General features: G+C 62.6%; 16 protein-coding genes. 10 read left to right on the forward strand and 6 right to left on the reverse strand.

The features are described from left to right. Position 1 precedes the first annotated feature (1 nt). Positions 2-202: a heavy-metal-associated domain-containing protein gene (locus C8264_RS16870; protein WP_108462154.1), complete on the forward strand. Its 201-nt coding sequence runs from the start codon at positions 2-4 to the stop codon at positions 200-202. A 27-nt stretch (positions 203-229) separates the two neighbouring features. Here C8264_RS16870 and cobF read toward each other — a convergent pair whose 3' ends face one another. After that, on the reverse strand, positions 230-973 hold the full coding sequence (gene cobF / locus C8264_RS16875; RefSeq protein WP_281261461.1) for a precorrin-6A synthase (deacetylating): 744 nt from the start codon (positions 971-973) through the stop codon (positions 230-232). Between the two features lie 14 nt (positions 974-987). Beyond that, the gene (locus C8264_RS16880) at positions 988-2,013 is read right to left on the reverse strand and encodes a LacI family DNA-binding transcriptional regulator (protein WP_108462155.1); all 1,026 of its coding nucleotides are present in this window, start codon (positions 2,011-2,013) and stop codon (positions 988-990) included. 198 nt (positions 2,014-2,211) lie between these two features. Here C8264_RS16880 and C8264_RS16885 point away from each other — a divergent pair, with 198 nt between their 5' ends. The 9 genes from C8264_RS16885 to cobM all read left to right on the forward strand — a co-directional run bounded on the left by C8264_RS16885 (position 2,212) and on the right by cobM (position 11,108). Next, positions 2,212-3,753, forward strand: coding sequence for a sugar ABC transporter ATP-binding protein (locus tag C8264_RS16885; protein WP_108462156.1), 1,542 nt, complete (start codon positions 2,212-2,214; stop codon positions 3,751-3,753). Then, entirely contained in the window at positions 3,734-4,756 is a 1,023-nt protein-coding gene (locus C8264_RS16890) for an ABC transporter permease (RefSeq protein WP_108462157.1), read from the forward strand. The genes C8264_RS16885 and C8264_RS16890 overlap by 20 nt, the downstream gene beginning before the upstream one ends. Before the next feature lie 82 nt (positions 4,757-4,838). Continuing rightward, positions 4,839-5,789, forward strand: a complete 951-nt coding sequence (locus C8264_RS16895) for a substrate-binding domain-containing protein (RefSeq protein WP_108462158.1) — start codon at positions 4,839-4,841, stop codon at positions 5,787-5,789. An 83-nt stretch (positions 5,790-5,872) separates the two neighbouring features. After that, on the forward strand, positions 5,873-7,033 hold the full coding sequence (gene cobG / locus C8264_RS16900; protein WP_108462159.1) for a precorrin-3B synthase: 1,161 nt from the start codon (positions 5,873-5,875) through the stop codon (positions 7,031-7,033). An 8-nt stretch (positions 7,034-7,041) separates the two neighbouring features. Next, the gene (locus tag C8264_RS16905) at positions 7,042-7,674 is read left to right on the forward strand and encodes a precorrin-8X methylmutase (protein ID WP_108462223.1); all 633 of its coding nucleotides are present in this window, start codon (positions 7,042-7,044) and stop codon (positions 7,672-7,674) included. Beyond that, positions 7,671-8,393 carry a precorrin-2 C(20)-methyltransferase gene (locus tag C8264_RS16910; RefSeq protein ID WP_108462160.1) on the forward strand — a complete coding sequence of 241 codons (723 nt, stop codon included), beginning with the start codon at positions 7,671-7,673 and terminating at the stop codon, positions 8,391-8,393. The genes C8264_RS16905 and C8264_RS16910 overlap by 4 nt, the downstream gene beginning before the upstream one ends. Continuing rightward, a complete protein-coding gene (locus C8264_RS16915; RefSeq protein WP_108462161.1) occupies positions 8,390-9,151 on the forward strand; it encodes a precorrin-3B C(17)-methyltransferase in 762 nt (253 codons plus the stop codon). Before C8264_RS16910 ends, C8264_RS16915 begins: the two co-directional genes overlap by 4 nt. After that, positions 9,148-10,353 carry a precorrin-6y C5,15-methyltransferase (decarboxylating) subunit CbiE gene (gene cbiE / locus C8264_RS16920; RefSeq protein ID WP_108462162.1) on the forward strand — a complete coding sequence of 402 codons (1,206 nt, stop codon included), beginning with the start codon at positions 9,148-9,150 and terminating at the stop codon, positions 10,351-10,353. Before C8264_RS16915 ends, cbiE begins: the two co-directional genes overlap by 4 nt. Further along, the gene (gene cobM, locus C8264_RS16925) at positions 10,350-11,108 is read left to right on the forward strand and encodes a precorrin-4 C(11)-methyltransferase (RefSeq protein ID WP_108462163.1); all 759 of its coding nucleotides are present in this window, start codon (positions 10,350-10,352) and stop codon (positions 11,106-11,108) included. Before cbiE ends, cobM begins: the two co-directional genes overlap by 4 nt. Here cobM and C8264_RS16930 read toward each other — a convergent pair. The 4 genes from C8264_RS16930 to C8264_RS16940 are packed head-to-tail and all read right to left on the reverse strand — an operon-like array spanning position 11,105 to position 15,835. Then, on the reverse strand, positions 11,105-12,328 hold the full coding sequence (locus C8264_RS16930; RefSeq protein WP_108462164.1) for an OpgC family protein: 1,224 nt from the start codon (positions 12,326-12,328) through the stop codon (positions 11,105-11,107). The genes cobM and C8264_RS16930 overlap by 4 nt on opposite strands. Continuing rightward, on the reverse strand, positions 12,315-14,075 hold the full coding sequence (gene mdoH, locus C8264_RS16935) for a glucans biosynthesis glucosyltransferase MdoH (protein WP_108462165.1): 1,761 nt from the start codon (positions 14,073-14,075) through the stop codon (positions 12,315-12,317). The genes C8264_RS16930 and mdoH overlap by 14 nt, the downstream gene beginning before the upstream one ends. Before the next feature lie 15 nt (positions 14,076-14,090). Then, positions 14,091-14,231, reverse strand: coding sequence for a hypothetical protein (locus C8264_RS22240; RefSeq protein WP_162783711.1), 141 nt, complete (start codon positions 14,229-14,231; stop codon positions 14,091-14,093). Continuing rightward, the gene (locus C8264_RS16940) at positions 14,228-15,835 is read right to left on the reverse strand and encodes an OpgD/OpgG family glucan biosynthesis protein (RefSeq protein WP_245893310.1); all 1,608 of its coding nucleotides are present in this window, start codon (positions 15,833-15,835) and stop codon (positions 14,228-14,230) included. Before C8264_RS16940 ends, C8264_RS22240 begins: the two co-directional genes overlap by 4 nt. Between the last annotated feature and the right edge of the window lie 91 nt (positions 15,836-15,926).

Raw genomic sequence — 15,926 nt, forward strand, 5'->3', positions numbered from 1 at the left:
CATGACTGACAAGACCATCCTCACCGTCAACGACATGACCTGCGGCCACTGCGTCGGCACGGTCCGCAAGGCACTCGAAGAGGCGCTGCCGGGGGCAGAGATTTCGGTGGATCTGGCCAGCCATCGGGTGGAGTTCACTGGTGACCGGGCGAAGGGCGAAGAGGCGATCCGGGAAGCTGGATATACGCCTGAGGCTGCGTAGAGTTTGGGGCACGGCCTATCTGGAGCGCTACTCCGGCTTGCGCAGCAGATAGGTGTCCATGATCCAGCCATGCCGCTCCCGCGCCGCCTTGCGCGTCTCGGCGATCTGGTCCCTGATCTCGCCCAGGCGGCCCGAGATCACAATCTCGTCCGGGGTGCCGAGATAGGCGCCCCAGAAAATGTGCAAGTCCGGATCGGCATCTAGGAACGCCGTTTGCCCATCGAGCATCACCACCGTGTCCGCATCAACTGAACCCAGTTGTCGGCCGGTCGTGATGTGGACCGGCTCGCCGATCCGGTTGAGGGCAATGCCGTGTGCTGCCGTCAGCGCTTGGATCGAGGTAATACCGGGAATGATCTCGACCTTGATGGACCGGCTACGCTGCAGGCGCTCCACGATGCGGATCGTGCTATCGTAAAGGCCGGGATCGCCCCACACCAGGAACGCCCCCGCTCCACCGTCGGGCACGGCATCGAGCAACTCGCCGAACTGCGCCGCAAGCGCATCGTGCCAATCTTCGACGCTTCGGCTATAATCCGGATTGGCCAGATCGCGTTTGGGCACCGCATAGCCCAGCATCCGGCTCTGCGGATTGGTGACATAGCGGCGCGCGATGTCGCGCCGCAGATCGGCGAGATCTGCCTTCCCTGCCCCCTTGTCGGGGATGAACAGCACATCGGCCCGGTTCAGCGCAGTGATCGCCTGGACCGTCATATGCTCCGGATTACCGGCGCCGATGCCTACGATCAGGATGGTTTTTGTTTCTGGCAAACTCGTTTCCTGCTTTAGTCGCGCCTTGGCCGGCCCACCGAATTACGGACGATCAGTTCGGCCCGCAATAATACCTCCTTGCGCCGCAACGGCTCGCCCTCCAGCCGCGCCAGCAGCAAGTCCATGGCTTCCTCGCCGATCTTGAGGCGCGGTTGCTTCATGGTGGTCAGCGAGGGGCTGACGAAGCTGGCGAACGAAATATCATCGAACCCCATCACGGAGAATTCGCGCGGCAAGTCATAGCGACGGGCGTTAAGCGAGATGATGACGCCCAACGCCGTCGCATCGTTGACGCAGAAGAATGCCGTGGGCAGCACGTCGCGGACGAACATGTGCTCGGTGGCCTGCCGGCCGCTTTCGGTGGTGCCATCCCCGTCGAGGATCAGGCGGGGGTCGACAACTATTCCAGCCCCCTGCAGCGCAGCACGGTAGCCCTGCTCGCGCAACTGGTTCACCGCGCGGCTCCTGGAATGGCCGATAAAGGCAATGCGCCGATGGCCCTGCGAAATCAAATGTTCAGCCGCGATGCGCGCGCCCTCGAAATTGTCGACGCCGACAAAGGGCACGTCGCTGTCGCTCACCGGCTCGTTAACCGCAACCATCGGCGGCAGGCGCGACTCCCCGCCATCGCTGCCGAAGCCATAGGGCAGATGGCCGGTAAACAGAATCAAGCCATCGGCCTGATTCGAGCTGATGAAGCGCAGATAATCCGTTTCGCGCGCGGCATCGTTTTGGGTGTTGCCGATCAGCACGCCATAGCCGCGCTTGCTCGCCTCGGTTTCAAGCCCGACCAGGATATTGGAAAAATTCGGATCCCCAACGTCCGGCGCCAGAATCAGGATCATCTTGGAGCGCCGCATGCGCAGGGAGCGCGCCATGGCGTTGGTGGTGTAGCCGGTGCGGGCTATGGCTTCGCTGACCCGGCGGCGGGTTTCATCGGCGACTTTAGTGGGCTCATTGATGGCCCGGCTCACGGTGGCGATGGAGACGCCCGCAATGGCCGCAACATCCTCGATCGTCGCCAATTTCTGGTGTTGCACTGTTTGCCCCGCACACCCCTCTGGCGCCCGCGTTTGCTGCCTTTAGCAGATACCGCACGACACGCCAGACCTCCCATTGCGGTTAACCCGCTTTCCAGCAGTGTAAACCTTTACACGATCCATGAAAACCTTTACATCGGTCGATCATGGACGAAGAACTGGAACAAATCCAGCCGCGTTCGAGGGAGGCGATCCGAAATGAGCGATGCCCAAGGTTCGGCCGAAGCGGCGGTACTGTCAGCGCACAGGATCAGCAAGTCGTTCGGCGAGATTCCGGTGCTGTTCAGCATCGATTTCGACATCAAACCGGGCGAAGTGCACGCCATCATCGGCGAGAATGGCGCGGGCAAGTCCACACTCATCAAGATTCTGTCCGGCATCGAGTCGCCGACTTCCGGCACCATCCACTATGACGGCAAGGCGGTCACCCTGCCGCCCAATGGGGAAGCCGAGGCCATGGGGATCGTGCTGATCCACCAGGAACTGAACCTGGCCGAGCACCTGACGGTGGCCGATTCCATTTTTCTTGGCCGCGAACTCAAGAAGTACGGTTTTCTGGATTTGGCGGAGATGCGCCGACGCTCTGCGGCAGTGCTGGATACGCTGCATGTCCACGTTGATCCCGATGCACGGATCAATGAACTGTCTGTCGCCGACAAGCAGATGGTGGAGATCGCCAAGGCAATCAGCCGCGATGCGCGGGTCCTGATCATGGACGAGCCGACGGCCGTGCTGTCGGTCGGTGAAACCGAGACGCTGTTCGAGCAGATCCGGCGGCTCACTGCCCGGGGCGTGGCGGTGATCTTCATTTCGCACAAGCTCGATGAAATCATGGATCTGGCCGACCGCGTCACCGTGTTGCGCGATGGGCAGTTGATCGCCACCGTTCCGACCGAAGCGATGACGCCGGACTCCATTGCGCAGATGATGGTCGGGCGCGAATTGTCCAATCTTTATCCGCCCAAGCACGAGCCTGACGTGGATGCGCCGATCGTGCTTTCGGTGCGCGGCCTGCAGGCGCCGGGCGTCAAGGACATCTCGTTTGATCTGCGCCGGGGCGAAATCCTGGGCTTTGCCGGCCTGATCGGCTCGGGGCGCACCGCTGTTGCGGAAGCCGTCGCGGGGCTGAACCACAAGACCGCGGGCGAAGTCAGCATGAATGGCAAGCCCGCCAATTTCAGCGATGTCGCGAAATCGGTGGCGGCGGGCCTTGCCTATATGACCAAGGATCGCAAGGGTCGCGGGTTGCTGCTCAATATGGGGCTGCAACCGAACTTGACGCTGCTCACGCTCAAGAAGCACCTCAAGGGCGGGTTCCTCGACCAGAACAGCGAAGCGCAGGCGCTGGAGCGGGCAGTTCGCCGCTTCGACATTCGCGCGCGCGACGCCTCGGTGCGGGTGGGGCAGCTTTCCGGTGGCAACCAGCAGAAGCTGATGCTGGGCAAGACCATGGAAAGCGAGCCCGACATCATCATCATGGATGAGCCGACGCGAGGGATCGATGTCGGCACCAAGCAACAGATCTACCATATCATCGCGGCGCTGGCGGCCGAGGGCAAATCGATCATCCTCATCTCATCGGAGATGCAGGAAGTGATCGGGCTGAGCCATCGCGTGCTGGTGATGCGGGAGGGGCGCCTCGCGGGCAAGCTCGAAGGCGCCGAAATCGTGGAAGCAGAAATCATGCGGTACGCCGCGGGCATCAAGCAGGGTGGGGACGATGAGCGTATCAACGCATGAGGCAGCAAAGCCGGCCAAGGGCTTGCGCATCGACTTCAAGACACTGGGACCGCTGCTGGCGCTGATCCTGTTGGTGATTTTGGGCTATTCGCTCAACCCGCTTTTCCTGGGCGAAGGCAATATCACCAATATCCTCACCCGTTCGGCCTTTATCGGCATTATCGCGGTGGGCGCCACCTTCGTGATTACCGCCGGCGGGATCGATCTGTCGGTGGGCTCGATGGCGGCGTTTATTGCCGGGGTCATGATCATCGTCATGAACTGGGCGGTGGACGCGATGGGAGCCTCGCTGTGGACCGTGCTGTTCGGCATCGGCTGCTCGCTGATCCTGGGCGTTGGCGCTGGGTTCATCAACGGTTTCCTGACCACCAAGGCCAAGATCGAAGCCTTCATCGTGACGCTGGGCACCATGGGCATCTACCGCTCGCTGGTGACCTATTTCGCCGATGGCGGCACGCTGTCGCTGGCGAATGGAGCGCGGGATATCTATCGCCCGGTTTATTACGACAGCTTTCTGCGCATCCCCTACCCCGTCTGGGTCTTCATTTTCGTGGCCATCATCGGCTGGGTGCTGATGAACCGCACGGCGTTCGGCCGCTATTGCATGGCCATCGGGTCGAACGAACACGTGGCGCGCTACTCGGCGATCAAGGTCGACCGCGTCAAGACAGCGACCTATATCCTGCAGGGCCTCTGCGTATCGCTCGCCACCATCATCTATGTGCCGCGCTTGGGTTCGGCCTCGGCGGCGACTGGGGTGCTGTGGGAGCTGGAAGCCATCGCTGCAGTGATCATCGGCGGTACCATGCTCAAGGGCGGCTTCGGCCGGGTGGGCGGAACCGTCATCGGCGCGCTGATACTGACGGCCATCGGCAATATTCTGAACCTGACCGAGATCATCTCCAACTATCTCAACGGAGCGGTGCAGGGTGTCATCATCGTCGCAGCGGTTTACCTGCAGCGCGGTTCGCTGCGCGCGGGGCGCAAGAAGGCGGCGGAATAAGTTTCAACAATTCACGCCCGACACCGGGCGGGATAGTCGGCGCCGCGGAGCGACGCCAAATTTGGTAGGGAGGATTTTACATATGTCTTTGAAGGCAATTGCACTGGGCCTGCTGGCGACCAGCGCGCTGGTCGGCGGCGCCGTGGCGCAGGACGAGCAGATCAAGATCGGCGTTTCCATTCCAGCCGCAACGCACGGCTTCATGGGTGGCCTGAACTGGCATGCCCAGGAAGCCGAGAAGCGCCTGGAAGCGGCTCATCCAAACATCGATCTCATCATTGTCACCGCTGATGGCCCGGATGACCAGGCCAGCGATCTCGAGGATCTGGTCTCGGTGCAACAGATCAACGCCCTTGTCGTGCTGCCGTTCGAATCCGAGCCGCTGACCGAGCCGGTCCGCGCCGTCAAGGAAGCCGGTGCGTTCATCACCGTGGTTGACCGCGGCCTGACCGACCCGTCGATCCAGGACATCTATGTCTCGGGCAACAACACCGAAATGGGCGTGAATTCGGCCGAGTACATCAAGAGCCGCCTGACGGAAGGCGACAACATCGTCATCCTGCGCGGTATTCCGACCGTGCTCGACACCGAACGCTTCGACGCCTTCATGGGCGCCATTGAAGGAAGCGGCATCAACGTTCTCGATGACGAATTCGCCAACTGGAATCGCGATGACGGCTTTGAAGTGATGCAGGACTTCCTGTCGCGCTTCCCCGACATCGACGCTGTCTGGGCGCAGGACGACGACATCACCCTGGGTGTTGTCGAAGCCATCAAGCAGGCCGGACGTGAAAGTGAGATGTTCGTTGTCGGCGGCGCCGGCATGAAGGAAATCATCAAGGGCGTCATGGATGGCGACGCTTTGGTGCCGGTCGACGTGCTGTATTCGCCGGCACAGATCGCAACCGCCATGGACGTGACCGTTGCACACTACACCTCCAACGGTCCGGTCACCGGCACCTATATCCTTGGCGCTCCGCTGATCACCCAGGAAAATGCCGAAGACTTCTACTTCCCCGACAGCCCGTTCTGATCGGCTAGTGATATCGGCAAGGGGCGCCCATGTGGCGCCCTTTGTTTTTGTGCCAAGCCCGAAATGGGGTAAACACATAACCCATGTCCGTCGCCCTGCCCATCACTGCCCTGCCCTTTGCCCGTCGCGGCGCCTGCCCGTCGCTGGATGAGCCGATGTTAACCGGCGATGGCTTTTTGGCGCGCGTACGGATTGTCGGCGGATGCCTTAGTCCGGCGCAGCTGGAAGCGATTGCCCAGCAGGCGCAGCGGCATGGCAATGGCCTGCTGGAAATCACTGCTCGCGGCAACCTTCAGGTTCGTGGGCTGACCGAGTCATCGCGCAGACTTTTTGCCGTGGCGGTCAGGGGCATAATCGAGGTCGAATCCGGTCTCGTCGTTGAAACGCCGCCGCTGGCTGGAGATGATCCGAGCGAGATCAGCGATCCACGACCTTTGGCCGCAGCCATCCGCGACATTTCCCAGCCCTTTGCCCGATATCTCGGCCCCAAGGTTACTGTTGTCGTGGATGGCGCTGGCCAGATCGGCCTTGCTGGCCTGAAAGCTGATGTTCGTATTGTGGCTATGGCTTCCGACCGCTGGGCGCTGTCAGTGGCCGATGGTGGGGCAGTGGAACTGCATGCAAGCGAGGTCCTCAACCGCGTCTCCGCTGTCCTCCAGCAGCTTGCCGATCTCGGATCCGCCGCCCGAGCAACGGACTTGGGTCCGGCTCAAAGGCAGCCAAGGGTCCGCGCGGCAAGCTCACCAATCGGCACTTTCACCCTTAGCGGCGGAAGCGCGAGGGGGATCGCCCTGCCTTTTGGCTCCGCAACTGCGGTCGCAATTATGTCCTTGGCGCAAACCGCAGCGCAGTTGGCCATCGCCGAACTCAGGCTGGCACCCCATCACGGCCTGCTCGCCGTGGGCGCTAGCCCGGCATTCGTCGAACAAGCGGCGCAGCTTGGCTTTGTCACCACGGGGTCCGATCCTCGGACACGCATCAGCGCCTGTATCGGCAGCGATGGCTGCGCTTCCGGCCATGTGCCGGCGCGTGCGATAGCAGCGCAGCTTGCGCCGCACCTCCCCGCAAACACTCACCTGCACGTGTCCGGGTGCGCCAAGGGCTGTGCCCATCCGCGCCCCGCGGATATCACCCTTGTCGGCCGCGCTGACGGCTATGGTCTTGTCATTGGCGGCAAGGCAGGCGATACGCCCGGGGCGCTGTTGCAAGCGGACCAGCTTGAGTCCTCGCTCGCCGCCCGCTAGGGATGACGATGATCACTTACGACTACATTAGGGATGGCGACGCGATCTACGCGCAGTCCTTTGCCATCATCCGCGCCGAAGCCGATCTTTTGCATTTTTTGCCAGAAGAAGCCGAGCTTGCGGTGCGCATGATCCATGCGGCCGGCTCTGTCGAAGCGGCCGAACATTTCGAATTTGGACCGGGGTTCGTGGCAGCGGCCCGAGCCGCGCTTGCCGGCGGCGCACCGATTTTCTGTGACGCCGAAATGGTGGCGCGTGGCGTTACTGCAGCACGTTTGCCCGCACAGAACGAAGTGATCTGCACGCTACGTGACCCGCAAACGCCAACGCTCGCGGCCGAAATCGGCAACACCCGATCCGCGGCCGCTCTGCGGCTTTGGCTGCCGCGTTTGGAAGGGTCGGTTGTTGCCATCGGCAATGCTCCCACGGCCCTTTTCTTCCTGCTCGAGCTTCTGCGCGATGGCGCGCCAAAGCCGGCAGCCATCATCGGCATGCCCGTTGGTTTCGTTGGTGCAGCAGAATCGAAAGCCGCGTTGGCAGAGCACTCCTACGGCGTTCCCTATGCCATTGTGCGTGGCCGGCTGGGTGGCTCGGCCATGACCGCTGCGGCCCTCAATGCCCTCGCGAGGCCCGGCATATGAGCGGCAAGCTAATCGGCGTCGGCACCGGCCCTGGCGATCCGGAACTCCTCACCCTCAAGGCGGTGCGGGCCATCGAAGCGGCCGATGTGGTGGCCTATTTCGCCAAGCAGGGCAATCCAAGCAATGCCCGCAGGATTGTGGCCGATCTCATCACCAGCCAGCATGAGGAAGAACTCGGCTATCCCGTGACGACCGAGATTCATCGCCACGACGAGCGCTACAAAAGCGCCACCGCCGATTTTTACGCACAAGCCGCCGAGCGCGTTGCGCTGCATCTCGATCAAGGCCGCACCGTCGCCGTCCTCAGCGAAGGCGATCCGCTGTTTTATGGCAGCTACATGCACATCCATGTTCGGCTGGCCCACCGTTATCCCACCGAGGTCATCCCTGGCATTACCGCCATGTCCGGCTGCTGGTCGCAGGCCGGTCTGCCGCTGGTGCAGGGGGACGACGTCCTGTCCGTGCTGCCCGGCACGCTCGAGCAGGAAGACCTTGCAGCACGGCTCGGCAACCAGGGCGGCGCCGTCATCATGAAAGTCGGGCGCAATCTAGGAAAAATCCGCCGGGCCGTTGCTGCTGCCGGCCGGCTCGACAGCGCCGTCTATGTCGAGCGCGGCACCATGGCGAACGGACACTCAATCCCCCTTGCTGACAAGACCGACGATATCGCGCCCTATTTCGCGCTGGTGTTGGTGCCCGGCTGGAGCACGCGGCCATGACGGGTAGGCTGGTCGTTGTGGGCACGGGGCCGGGCAATCCTGACCAGACGACCCCGGAGGCGCTGGCCGCCATTGCCGCCTCGCATGTATTCTTCGGCTACGGCCCCTATCTCGACCGGCTGACGCTCCGCGACGATCAGCGCCGCGTCGCCTCCGACAATCGCGAAGAACTGTCCCGCGCCAAGGATGCGCTGCATACGGCGGCATCGGGTGAGAAGGTGTGCGTCGTGTCCGGCGGCGATCCCGGTGTTTTTGCCATGGCCGCCGCGATCTGCGAGGCAATCGAAGCTGGGCCGCCCGCTTGGCGCTCGGTGGATTTGCATATCGTGCCCGGCGTCACCGCCATGCTGGCCGTCGCCGCACGAGCCGGCGCACCGCTGGGGCATGATTTCTGCGCGGTGTCGCTGTCCGACAACCTGAAACCCTGGACGATCATCGAAGCACGCCTGCGCGCTGTGGCGAGCGCGGGGTTTGTGATCGCGCTCTACAACCCCATCTCCAAGGCGCGTCCCTGGCAGCTGGGCACGGCTTTCGCCATCCTGCGCGAGGTTTTGCCGTGGTCGACGCCGGTGATCTTCGGGCGCGCTGCCGGCCGGCCCGATGAATCCACGACGGTCATGACCTTGGCGGAGGCCGATCCCGCGCGCGCCGACATGGCGACCTGCGTCATCATCGGCTCGCCGGAGACGCGGGTTATCGAGCGCGAGAACCTGCCGCCGCTGGTGTATTCTCCGCGCTCCATCGGTGAAAAACCGTGAGCTGGCTCACTATTGTCGGTATTGGCGAGGATGGACTAGTCGGCTTGGGTGAGGCTGCGAGAGGCGCCATTTCAAGCGCCGAGTTCGTCTTCGGCGGCGCGCGCCATCTGGAGCTTGCCGCCGCGGCAATCAAGGGCGAACCGCGGGCCTGGGTCACTCCTTTCAGCGAGTCCGTCGATGCTATCCTGGCGCTCAAGGGTCGCAAGGTGTGCGTGCTCGCCTCAGGGGATCCGTTCCATCACGGCGTCGGGGCAACGCTGAGCCGCCATGTGGATGCCAGCCAGATGCGGGTTTTCCCGCACCCCTCCTCGTTCAGCCTCGCGGCCGCGCGGTTGGGATGGCCGCTGCAGGACATCGCCACCCTTTCGCTGCATGGCCGTCCGCTTGATCTGATCCGTCCACATCTACACCCCGGCGCCCGCATATTGGCGCTTACTTCGGATGAGCATGGTCCTGCAGCACTGGCGCAGCTGCTTGTTGAAGCGGGGTTCGGCATTTCCATTGTCACCGTTCTCGAGGCGCTGGGCGGGCCGGACGAGAAAATCCGCTCCGGGGTGGCCATGAGCTTTGATCTGGCCGACATCGATCCGCTCAACATCTGCGCCATCAGCGTCGTCGCGCTGCCCGGCGCACGCGTGCTGCCGTTTGCCCCCGGTTTGGACGATGACTTCTTCGAGCATGACGGCCAAATTACCAAGCGCGAGGTGCGCGCGCTGACACTTTCTTCGCTGGCACCCCGTTTAGGCGAAACCCTGTGGGACATCGGAGCTGGCTCGGGTTCCGTGGCCATTGAATGGATGCTGGCCCATCCGAGCCTACGGGCAATCGCCATTGAGTCCAATCCGGAGCGCGCGGCCCGGATTTCACGGAACGCGGGACAGTTTGGCGTACCTCACCTACAGATCGCAATCGGAAAGGCACCTGAGGCGCTCGCTGATCTGCCAGCGCCGCATGCGATCTTTATTGGCGGCGGCGGGACCGATCCTGGCGTGCTGGATGCGGCTATTGCGGCGTTGCGGCCGGGCGGCCGGCTGGTTGCCAATGCGGTGACGCTGGAACTGGAAGCACTGCTCCTCGCGCGCCACGCCGACCTGGGGGGCAGTCTCACACGCATTGCGGTCAGCCGCGCCGGTGCGGTGGGGACGATGACCGGCTGGCGGCCGGCCATGCCGATCATGCAATGGGTTTGGGTGAAGTCATGACGGTTCACTTCATCGGCGCTGGTCCAGGCGCTGCAGATCTCATCACCGTGCGGGGCATGAAGCTGCTCGGGGCATGTCCGGTTTGCCTTTATGCGGGCTCCATCGTGCCGCCGGAGATGCTGGCGTGGTGCTCGCCGGGTACGCGACTGGTCGACACCGCGCCAATGTCGCTTGATGAGATCGAAGCGGAGTACCGCAAAGCCCATGCCGCCGGGGAGGACGTTGCGCGCCTTCATTCGGGGGATCTTTCGGTGTGGAGCGCCGTGGCCGAACAGATGCGACGCCTCGATGCGCTCGATATTCCCTATACGCTGACGCCCGGCGTCCCCGCCTTCGCGGCCGCGGCGGCGGCACTGGGTCGTGAGTTGACCATCCCCACACAGGCACAGAGCCTGGTGCTGACGCGCGTGTCCGGCCGGGCTTCACCCATGCCCGAGCGCGAAACGCTGGCCGGTTTCGGCGCGACGGGTGCGACGCTTGCCATTCATTTGGCGATCCATGCGCTGGATCAGGTCGTGGCCGAACTCACTCCCCTCTATGGCGCCGATTGTCCGGTTGCGATTGTCTTTCATGCGTCATGGCCGGACGAGAAAATCATCCGCGGCACGCTCGCCGATATAGCCGAGCGCTTTGCTGCCGATCCGGTGGAGCGCACCGCGATCATCTTTGTCGGCCATGGCTTGGGCGCTGCGGATTTCCGCGAGAGCTCGCTCTACGATCCCGACTATCAGCGCCGCTTCCGCGACCGTCGCTAGGCTGGCTTGGCGCGGGAGATTTCCTGCGTCCTGGTCAGGGCCCAGGCAAGTCCGACCAGCAGCAATATGCCGGTTCCGAGCATTAGTCCGTCGGCGAAGAAGTCAGCTTCGCTCCTTGTGCGGGCGGCCTGGAGGAACATGCTCATAACCGTGCCGGTGGCGAATATCGCGAGGCCCTGCCGTCCCATCAGGCGTAGGGGTGCGGCGGCGGCGGAACTCGCAAGGGTGCGCATCAGCGGCCAGTTCGAGAGCACGTAAAATAGCGCAAAGGCGTGCAACAGGCGCGGCAGCGACAGGAAGGTCTTGTCGAACCAGGTGATGTAGAACGGCACCCCTGCCCCGCTCAGCCAGCCCATGGCGCCGTTCATGAACTTGCCCACGGGCGGGATTTTCATCCACATCAGGGTGAACACGAGCATGCCGATGGCAAGGCCCATCAGCAGGCGCGAATAGGGCACGAAACTTTGGCCCACCTTCATGGCCATGCCAGAGAGCAGGCCGATGATGAACAGCAATTGCCAGGAAAACGGATTAAAGAACCAGCCGCCCGGATTGGGAAAGGCCGGCAGGTTCAGACGTAACTGACCAGCAATGACCCATAGCGCCAGCGAAGCTAGTGCCACCCGCACGGGCCAGCGCAACCCGGCGAGGATCACGAATGGCGTCGCCAACAGCAGGCTCATATAGAGCGGCAGGATGTTGAGATAGCCTAGTTGGTGGGTTAGCAGCGGAATGCCGACGAGGCTGCTCAGCGGCTTCTGGAAGATCGGCGCCAGATTGTTCTTGGTGAGCACCTCGGTGAAGCCGAACCACCTCGCGGCGCCCGCGAAGATGGCGAGGCACAGCATGGTGATGACGATATGGACGAAATATAGCTGGCGCGCGCGGGCCCAGACCTTCGCGGTGGCGGCCCACAGATTGCCCTGGCGGAAGCGGTTGGAATAGGCCAAGCCCGCCGCCACACCGGACATGAATACGAAGGCTTCCGCCGCGTCGGAGAAGCCGAAATTGCGGTTGGTGAAGTTCTCGTAGAATGTGCCGGGCACGTGGTTGATGAAGATCATCACCAGCGCCAGGCCGCGGAACATGTCGAGCCGTTCGTCCCGGCCGCCGGGGACGATGGTGGCACCGGCAGGTTGAGTTGGCGCCCAAAGCTGCCGCAGCCAGTTCGTGCTGGGAACGGTTGCCGTGCGGTACAGCGCGGTTTCAGGCAGGGACATAGCTTGGCGTCCTGATCGTTACCGGCTCCAGTGACACGTCCGGCAAGGTCCAGTGCGCCATGATGTTCTGATATTCCTTCACCACGGGCGGAGGATCGATCTCGAGATCGGTCCGGAATACCTGCGGCAGGCTTTCGCTGCGGGGCGGCCGCGAACTGAACGAGATCAGAAGCGGCGCGAAAATGGCGGGCAGCATGGCCGGCGCCACCCACAGCGCGATGTTGGGGGCAAATAGGATTGTGCCACCGAGTGTCACGAGGCCAAGCCCCATGACCCACCAGCTGGCGCGGAACGCGACATCCAGATTGATCCAGTTTTGTCCGCGCTGTGTTGCGGGCCAGCCGCCATCGAGCCCGAGCAGCACCTGCGCCACGGACCGCGTTTGCAGCAGCAGCATGACTGGCGCAAGCACGGTGGAAAAAGCGATTTCGCAGACCACCGAGGCGACCGCACGCAGATTGCCGCCGAAGCGCTTGTTGCGGCCGTCGAATGCGCCACGCAGCAGGATCAGGAACTTGGGAAGCACCAGCACGATCGCCACGGCCCCACCGAGCACCCACATGTCGATACTCTCGTCACGGAAGCGCGAAAACCATGAGGGTTGGTCGGGAAATATGGCGGCGAAGATGCTCGCCGTCATCAGCAGCAGCCAGAGTGGCGAGGCCAAATAAGCCATGATGCCCTGAACGAAAGTGAAGCGGCTCCAGAACTTGAGGCCGGGTGCGCCGACGAGGCGCCGGTGCTGCAGATTGCCCTGGCACCAGCGGCGGTCGCGCTTGGCGTACTCGATGAGGTTTTCGGGACCCTCCTCGAACGAGCCTTCAAGATCGGGATCAACGATCACCTTCCAGCCGGCGCGCGACAAAAGCGCCGCCTCGACATAGTCGTGGCTCAGGATATGGCCGCCAAAGGGAGGCTTCCCCGAGAGTTCTGGCAGACCGCAGCTTGCAGCAAAAGCCTTCATGCGGACTATGGCGTTATGGCCCCAATAGGGTCCGTCCCAGCCCTGCATCAGCGACGCGCCACGCGCGAAGCTGGGCGACAGATAGCTGGCGGAAAACTGCATGGTGCGGCCGAACAGCGTGCGCGCGTGAATAACCTTGGGCACGGTCTGCAGCAGCCCGAGCTTGGGGTCATTGTCCATGCGGCGCGCCATTTCGCCGATGGTCTCGCCGGACATCAGGCTGTCGGCATCGAGGATCACGGCATAGTCGTAGGCGCCGCCGGAGCGGTTGACGAAATCCTCAATATTGCCGGCCTTGCGCCCGACATTGCGCTCGCGGCGGCGATAAAAAATGCGGCCTTGGCTCATCGGCTCGCGCAACAGATGCTCGAACCAGACGGCTTCCTGCGTCGCAGCCTCAAGCGATTGGGTATCGGACAGAACTGCGACGTGAAAACGCTCGGCAATGCCCAAGCCGACCAGGCTGCGGTTCATTGCGGCAATACGGGCAAATGTCTGTGCCGGGTCCTCGTTGTAGATGGGAACAAGGATCGCCGTCATGCCGCGCGGCGTGGCCCGTGGATCGAAGCGCAGCGTGCGGGCCGGCGTGAAAACACCCATAACCGCAGCCGCACCGCCCCAGACGAGCCAAAACCCGCTCAGCACGACGAGGCCGGCGCGGAACAGGTCGAGCGCAGTCAGCCCGTTCTCGCCGGTGAAGCGTAGAAAAAGATAGCCTCCGCCAGCGCTCAGCAGGAGCGCTACGAGCAAGGCGGCGGCGCGGATAATATAGGCCCGGTTCATGGATATGATACCAGCTCAGCGGGTCGCAAAAACCGAGAAAACATCCCGCAACGCATCGAACAGCGAGCGACGGTGAGCTTCCAGGCGCTGCTTGGGCATATAAAGCGGTGCGTCCGGAAGCGCGTTGCCAAAGGGGAAGTTACCATCGTGTTTCATGCCGCAGGCCTCCATTGGTAGAGCCAGGTTTCGGTTAGCTGGCGTCCCGACCCGATCAGGTAAGCCCTGAGTTCGAGCGGTGCCGTTTCATCGGTCTCAACGTCAAAGACCAGACGCCATGCCCCGTTGGCATCGATGCGCGACAACACTGTGTGTTGCGCCACTCCGCCGGAAACCGTTGCCACCACATCTGGTGGCGTTTCCGCCGAAATGTCCGCCAGTTCGCCGCCTTCAAAGTCGACGACGAACTTGCGTAGGTTCGTAGCGTTTTCCACGCCAGATACGCCACCTGCCCCGGAGCGTGTCTCGGCCACGTAAGCCAATCGCGAATTCGTGTCCGGATTGAGGTCGCCCCACAAAAGGCGATACCCAAACTCGCGCGATTGACCCGCGAGCGCCGGTTCTGCGGGGATCCAGAAGGCCCCGATATTGTCGTCCACTTCCAGTTCCGCAGGAATTTCGATGAGTCGGATCGACCCCTGGCCCCACGAGCCAGTCGGTTCAACGCGCAAGGACGGCCGGCGTTCATAATGGGCGCCGGCATCCTGATAGGCCTCGAAATCACGCCCACGCTGGTAAAGCCCGAAAGCCTTTGGACTATTTTCCCAAAGGTAGGAATTTCCCAGCGCCGGCGAATTGTTCAGCGCACGCCACATGACCTCACCGGTCTCGCGCTCGATCAGCAAGCCGTTGCTGTCGTGAACTTGAGGACGGTAATCGTCGAAACCAGCACGATTGGCTTCGGCATAAAGGAACATCGAGGTCAGCGGGGCAATGCCCAACTCCTTGACGTCCTTGCGGAAATTCAGCCGCGCCGTGACATCCATGACGGTTGCCTGCACGGCTTCGCTGCCCGGCGTGATGGCAAACCGATAGGCACCGGTGACGCTGGGGCTTTCCAGCGCGGCGTAGACGATGACCGGCCCACCTGCGACAGATGGACGCTCGACGTAGAATTCGGAGAAACGGGGGAATTCCTCGGGCACATCGAGCCAGGAGTTCATCAACAGGCCACGCGCGCTCAGGCCATAGACATTGTCACGGCCAAGCGCCCGGAAATAGCTTGCGCCCAGGAAGGTCACGAGCTCGTCCATGCGGTCTGGCGCATTGAGCGGATAATTGATGCGGATGCCGGCAACGCCCGGGAAAGTCGTGCCCGCAACGCGCTTTTCGATCGTCTCGTCGTGGTAGTCGAAATCGGCCGAGCCGAAGGTCACCGGCGTCGCCATGCCTTCCTTGAGCTCGAAGAGCTTTACCGGCTCCTTGAACAGCCAGCCGGGGTGGAAGGTATGAACCTGGAAGCCCAGGCCATCATCGGCCCATAGGGCATGATCGGGCCGGAACTGGATGCGCCGATAGGCATCGTAGTCGAGGCCCTTGAAACTGTCCGGCAACTCGAAACTGGGCGCCTCATAGGGAAGCGCTGCCAAATCCTTCATCCGCTCGGTGAACAGATCGAAATCGAACGGCGAGGCCAAAACTGCCTCTTGTTCCTGAGCAAAAGCTGCGGTGTGCAGCGCTGTGCTCGACATCAGAAAAATAGCTGCGCCGCCACCAAACAGTACGGCGCGACGATTGGGCAAGCTTTGGGGGTGACGCTTCACAAATCCATCCGGTACAGGAATTAGCCTAGCTCTGTCGGCAAATCCCGAACGCTGAACAGCCAGAAAAGTTGATGCATGGGAGCCATGCAGC

This window comes from Devosia naphthalenivorans (genome assembly GCF_003056355.1).
In the GTDB taxonomy this organism is placed as follows: Bacteria; Pseudomonadota; Alphaproteobacteria; order Rhizobiales; family Devosiaceae; genus Devosia; species Devosia naphthalenivorans.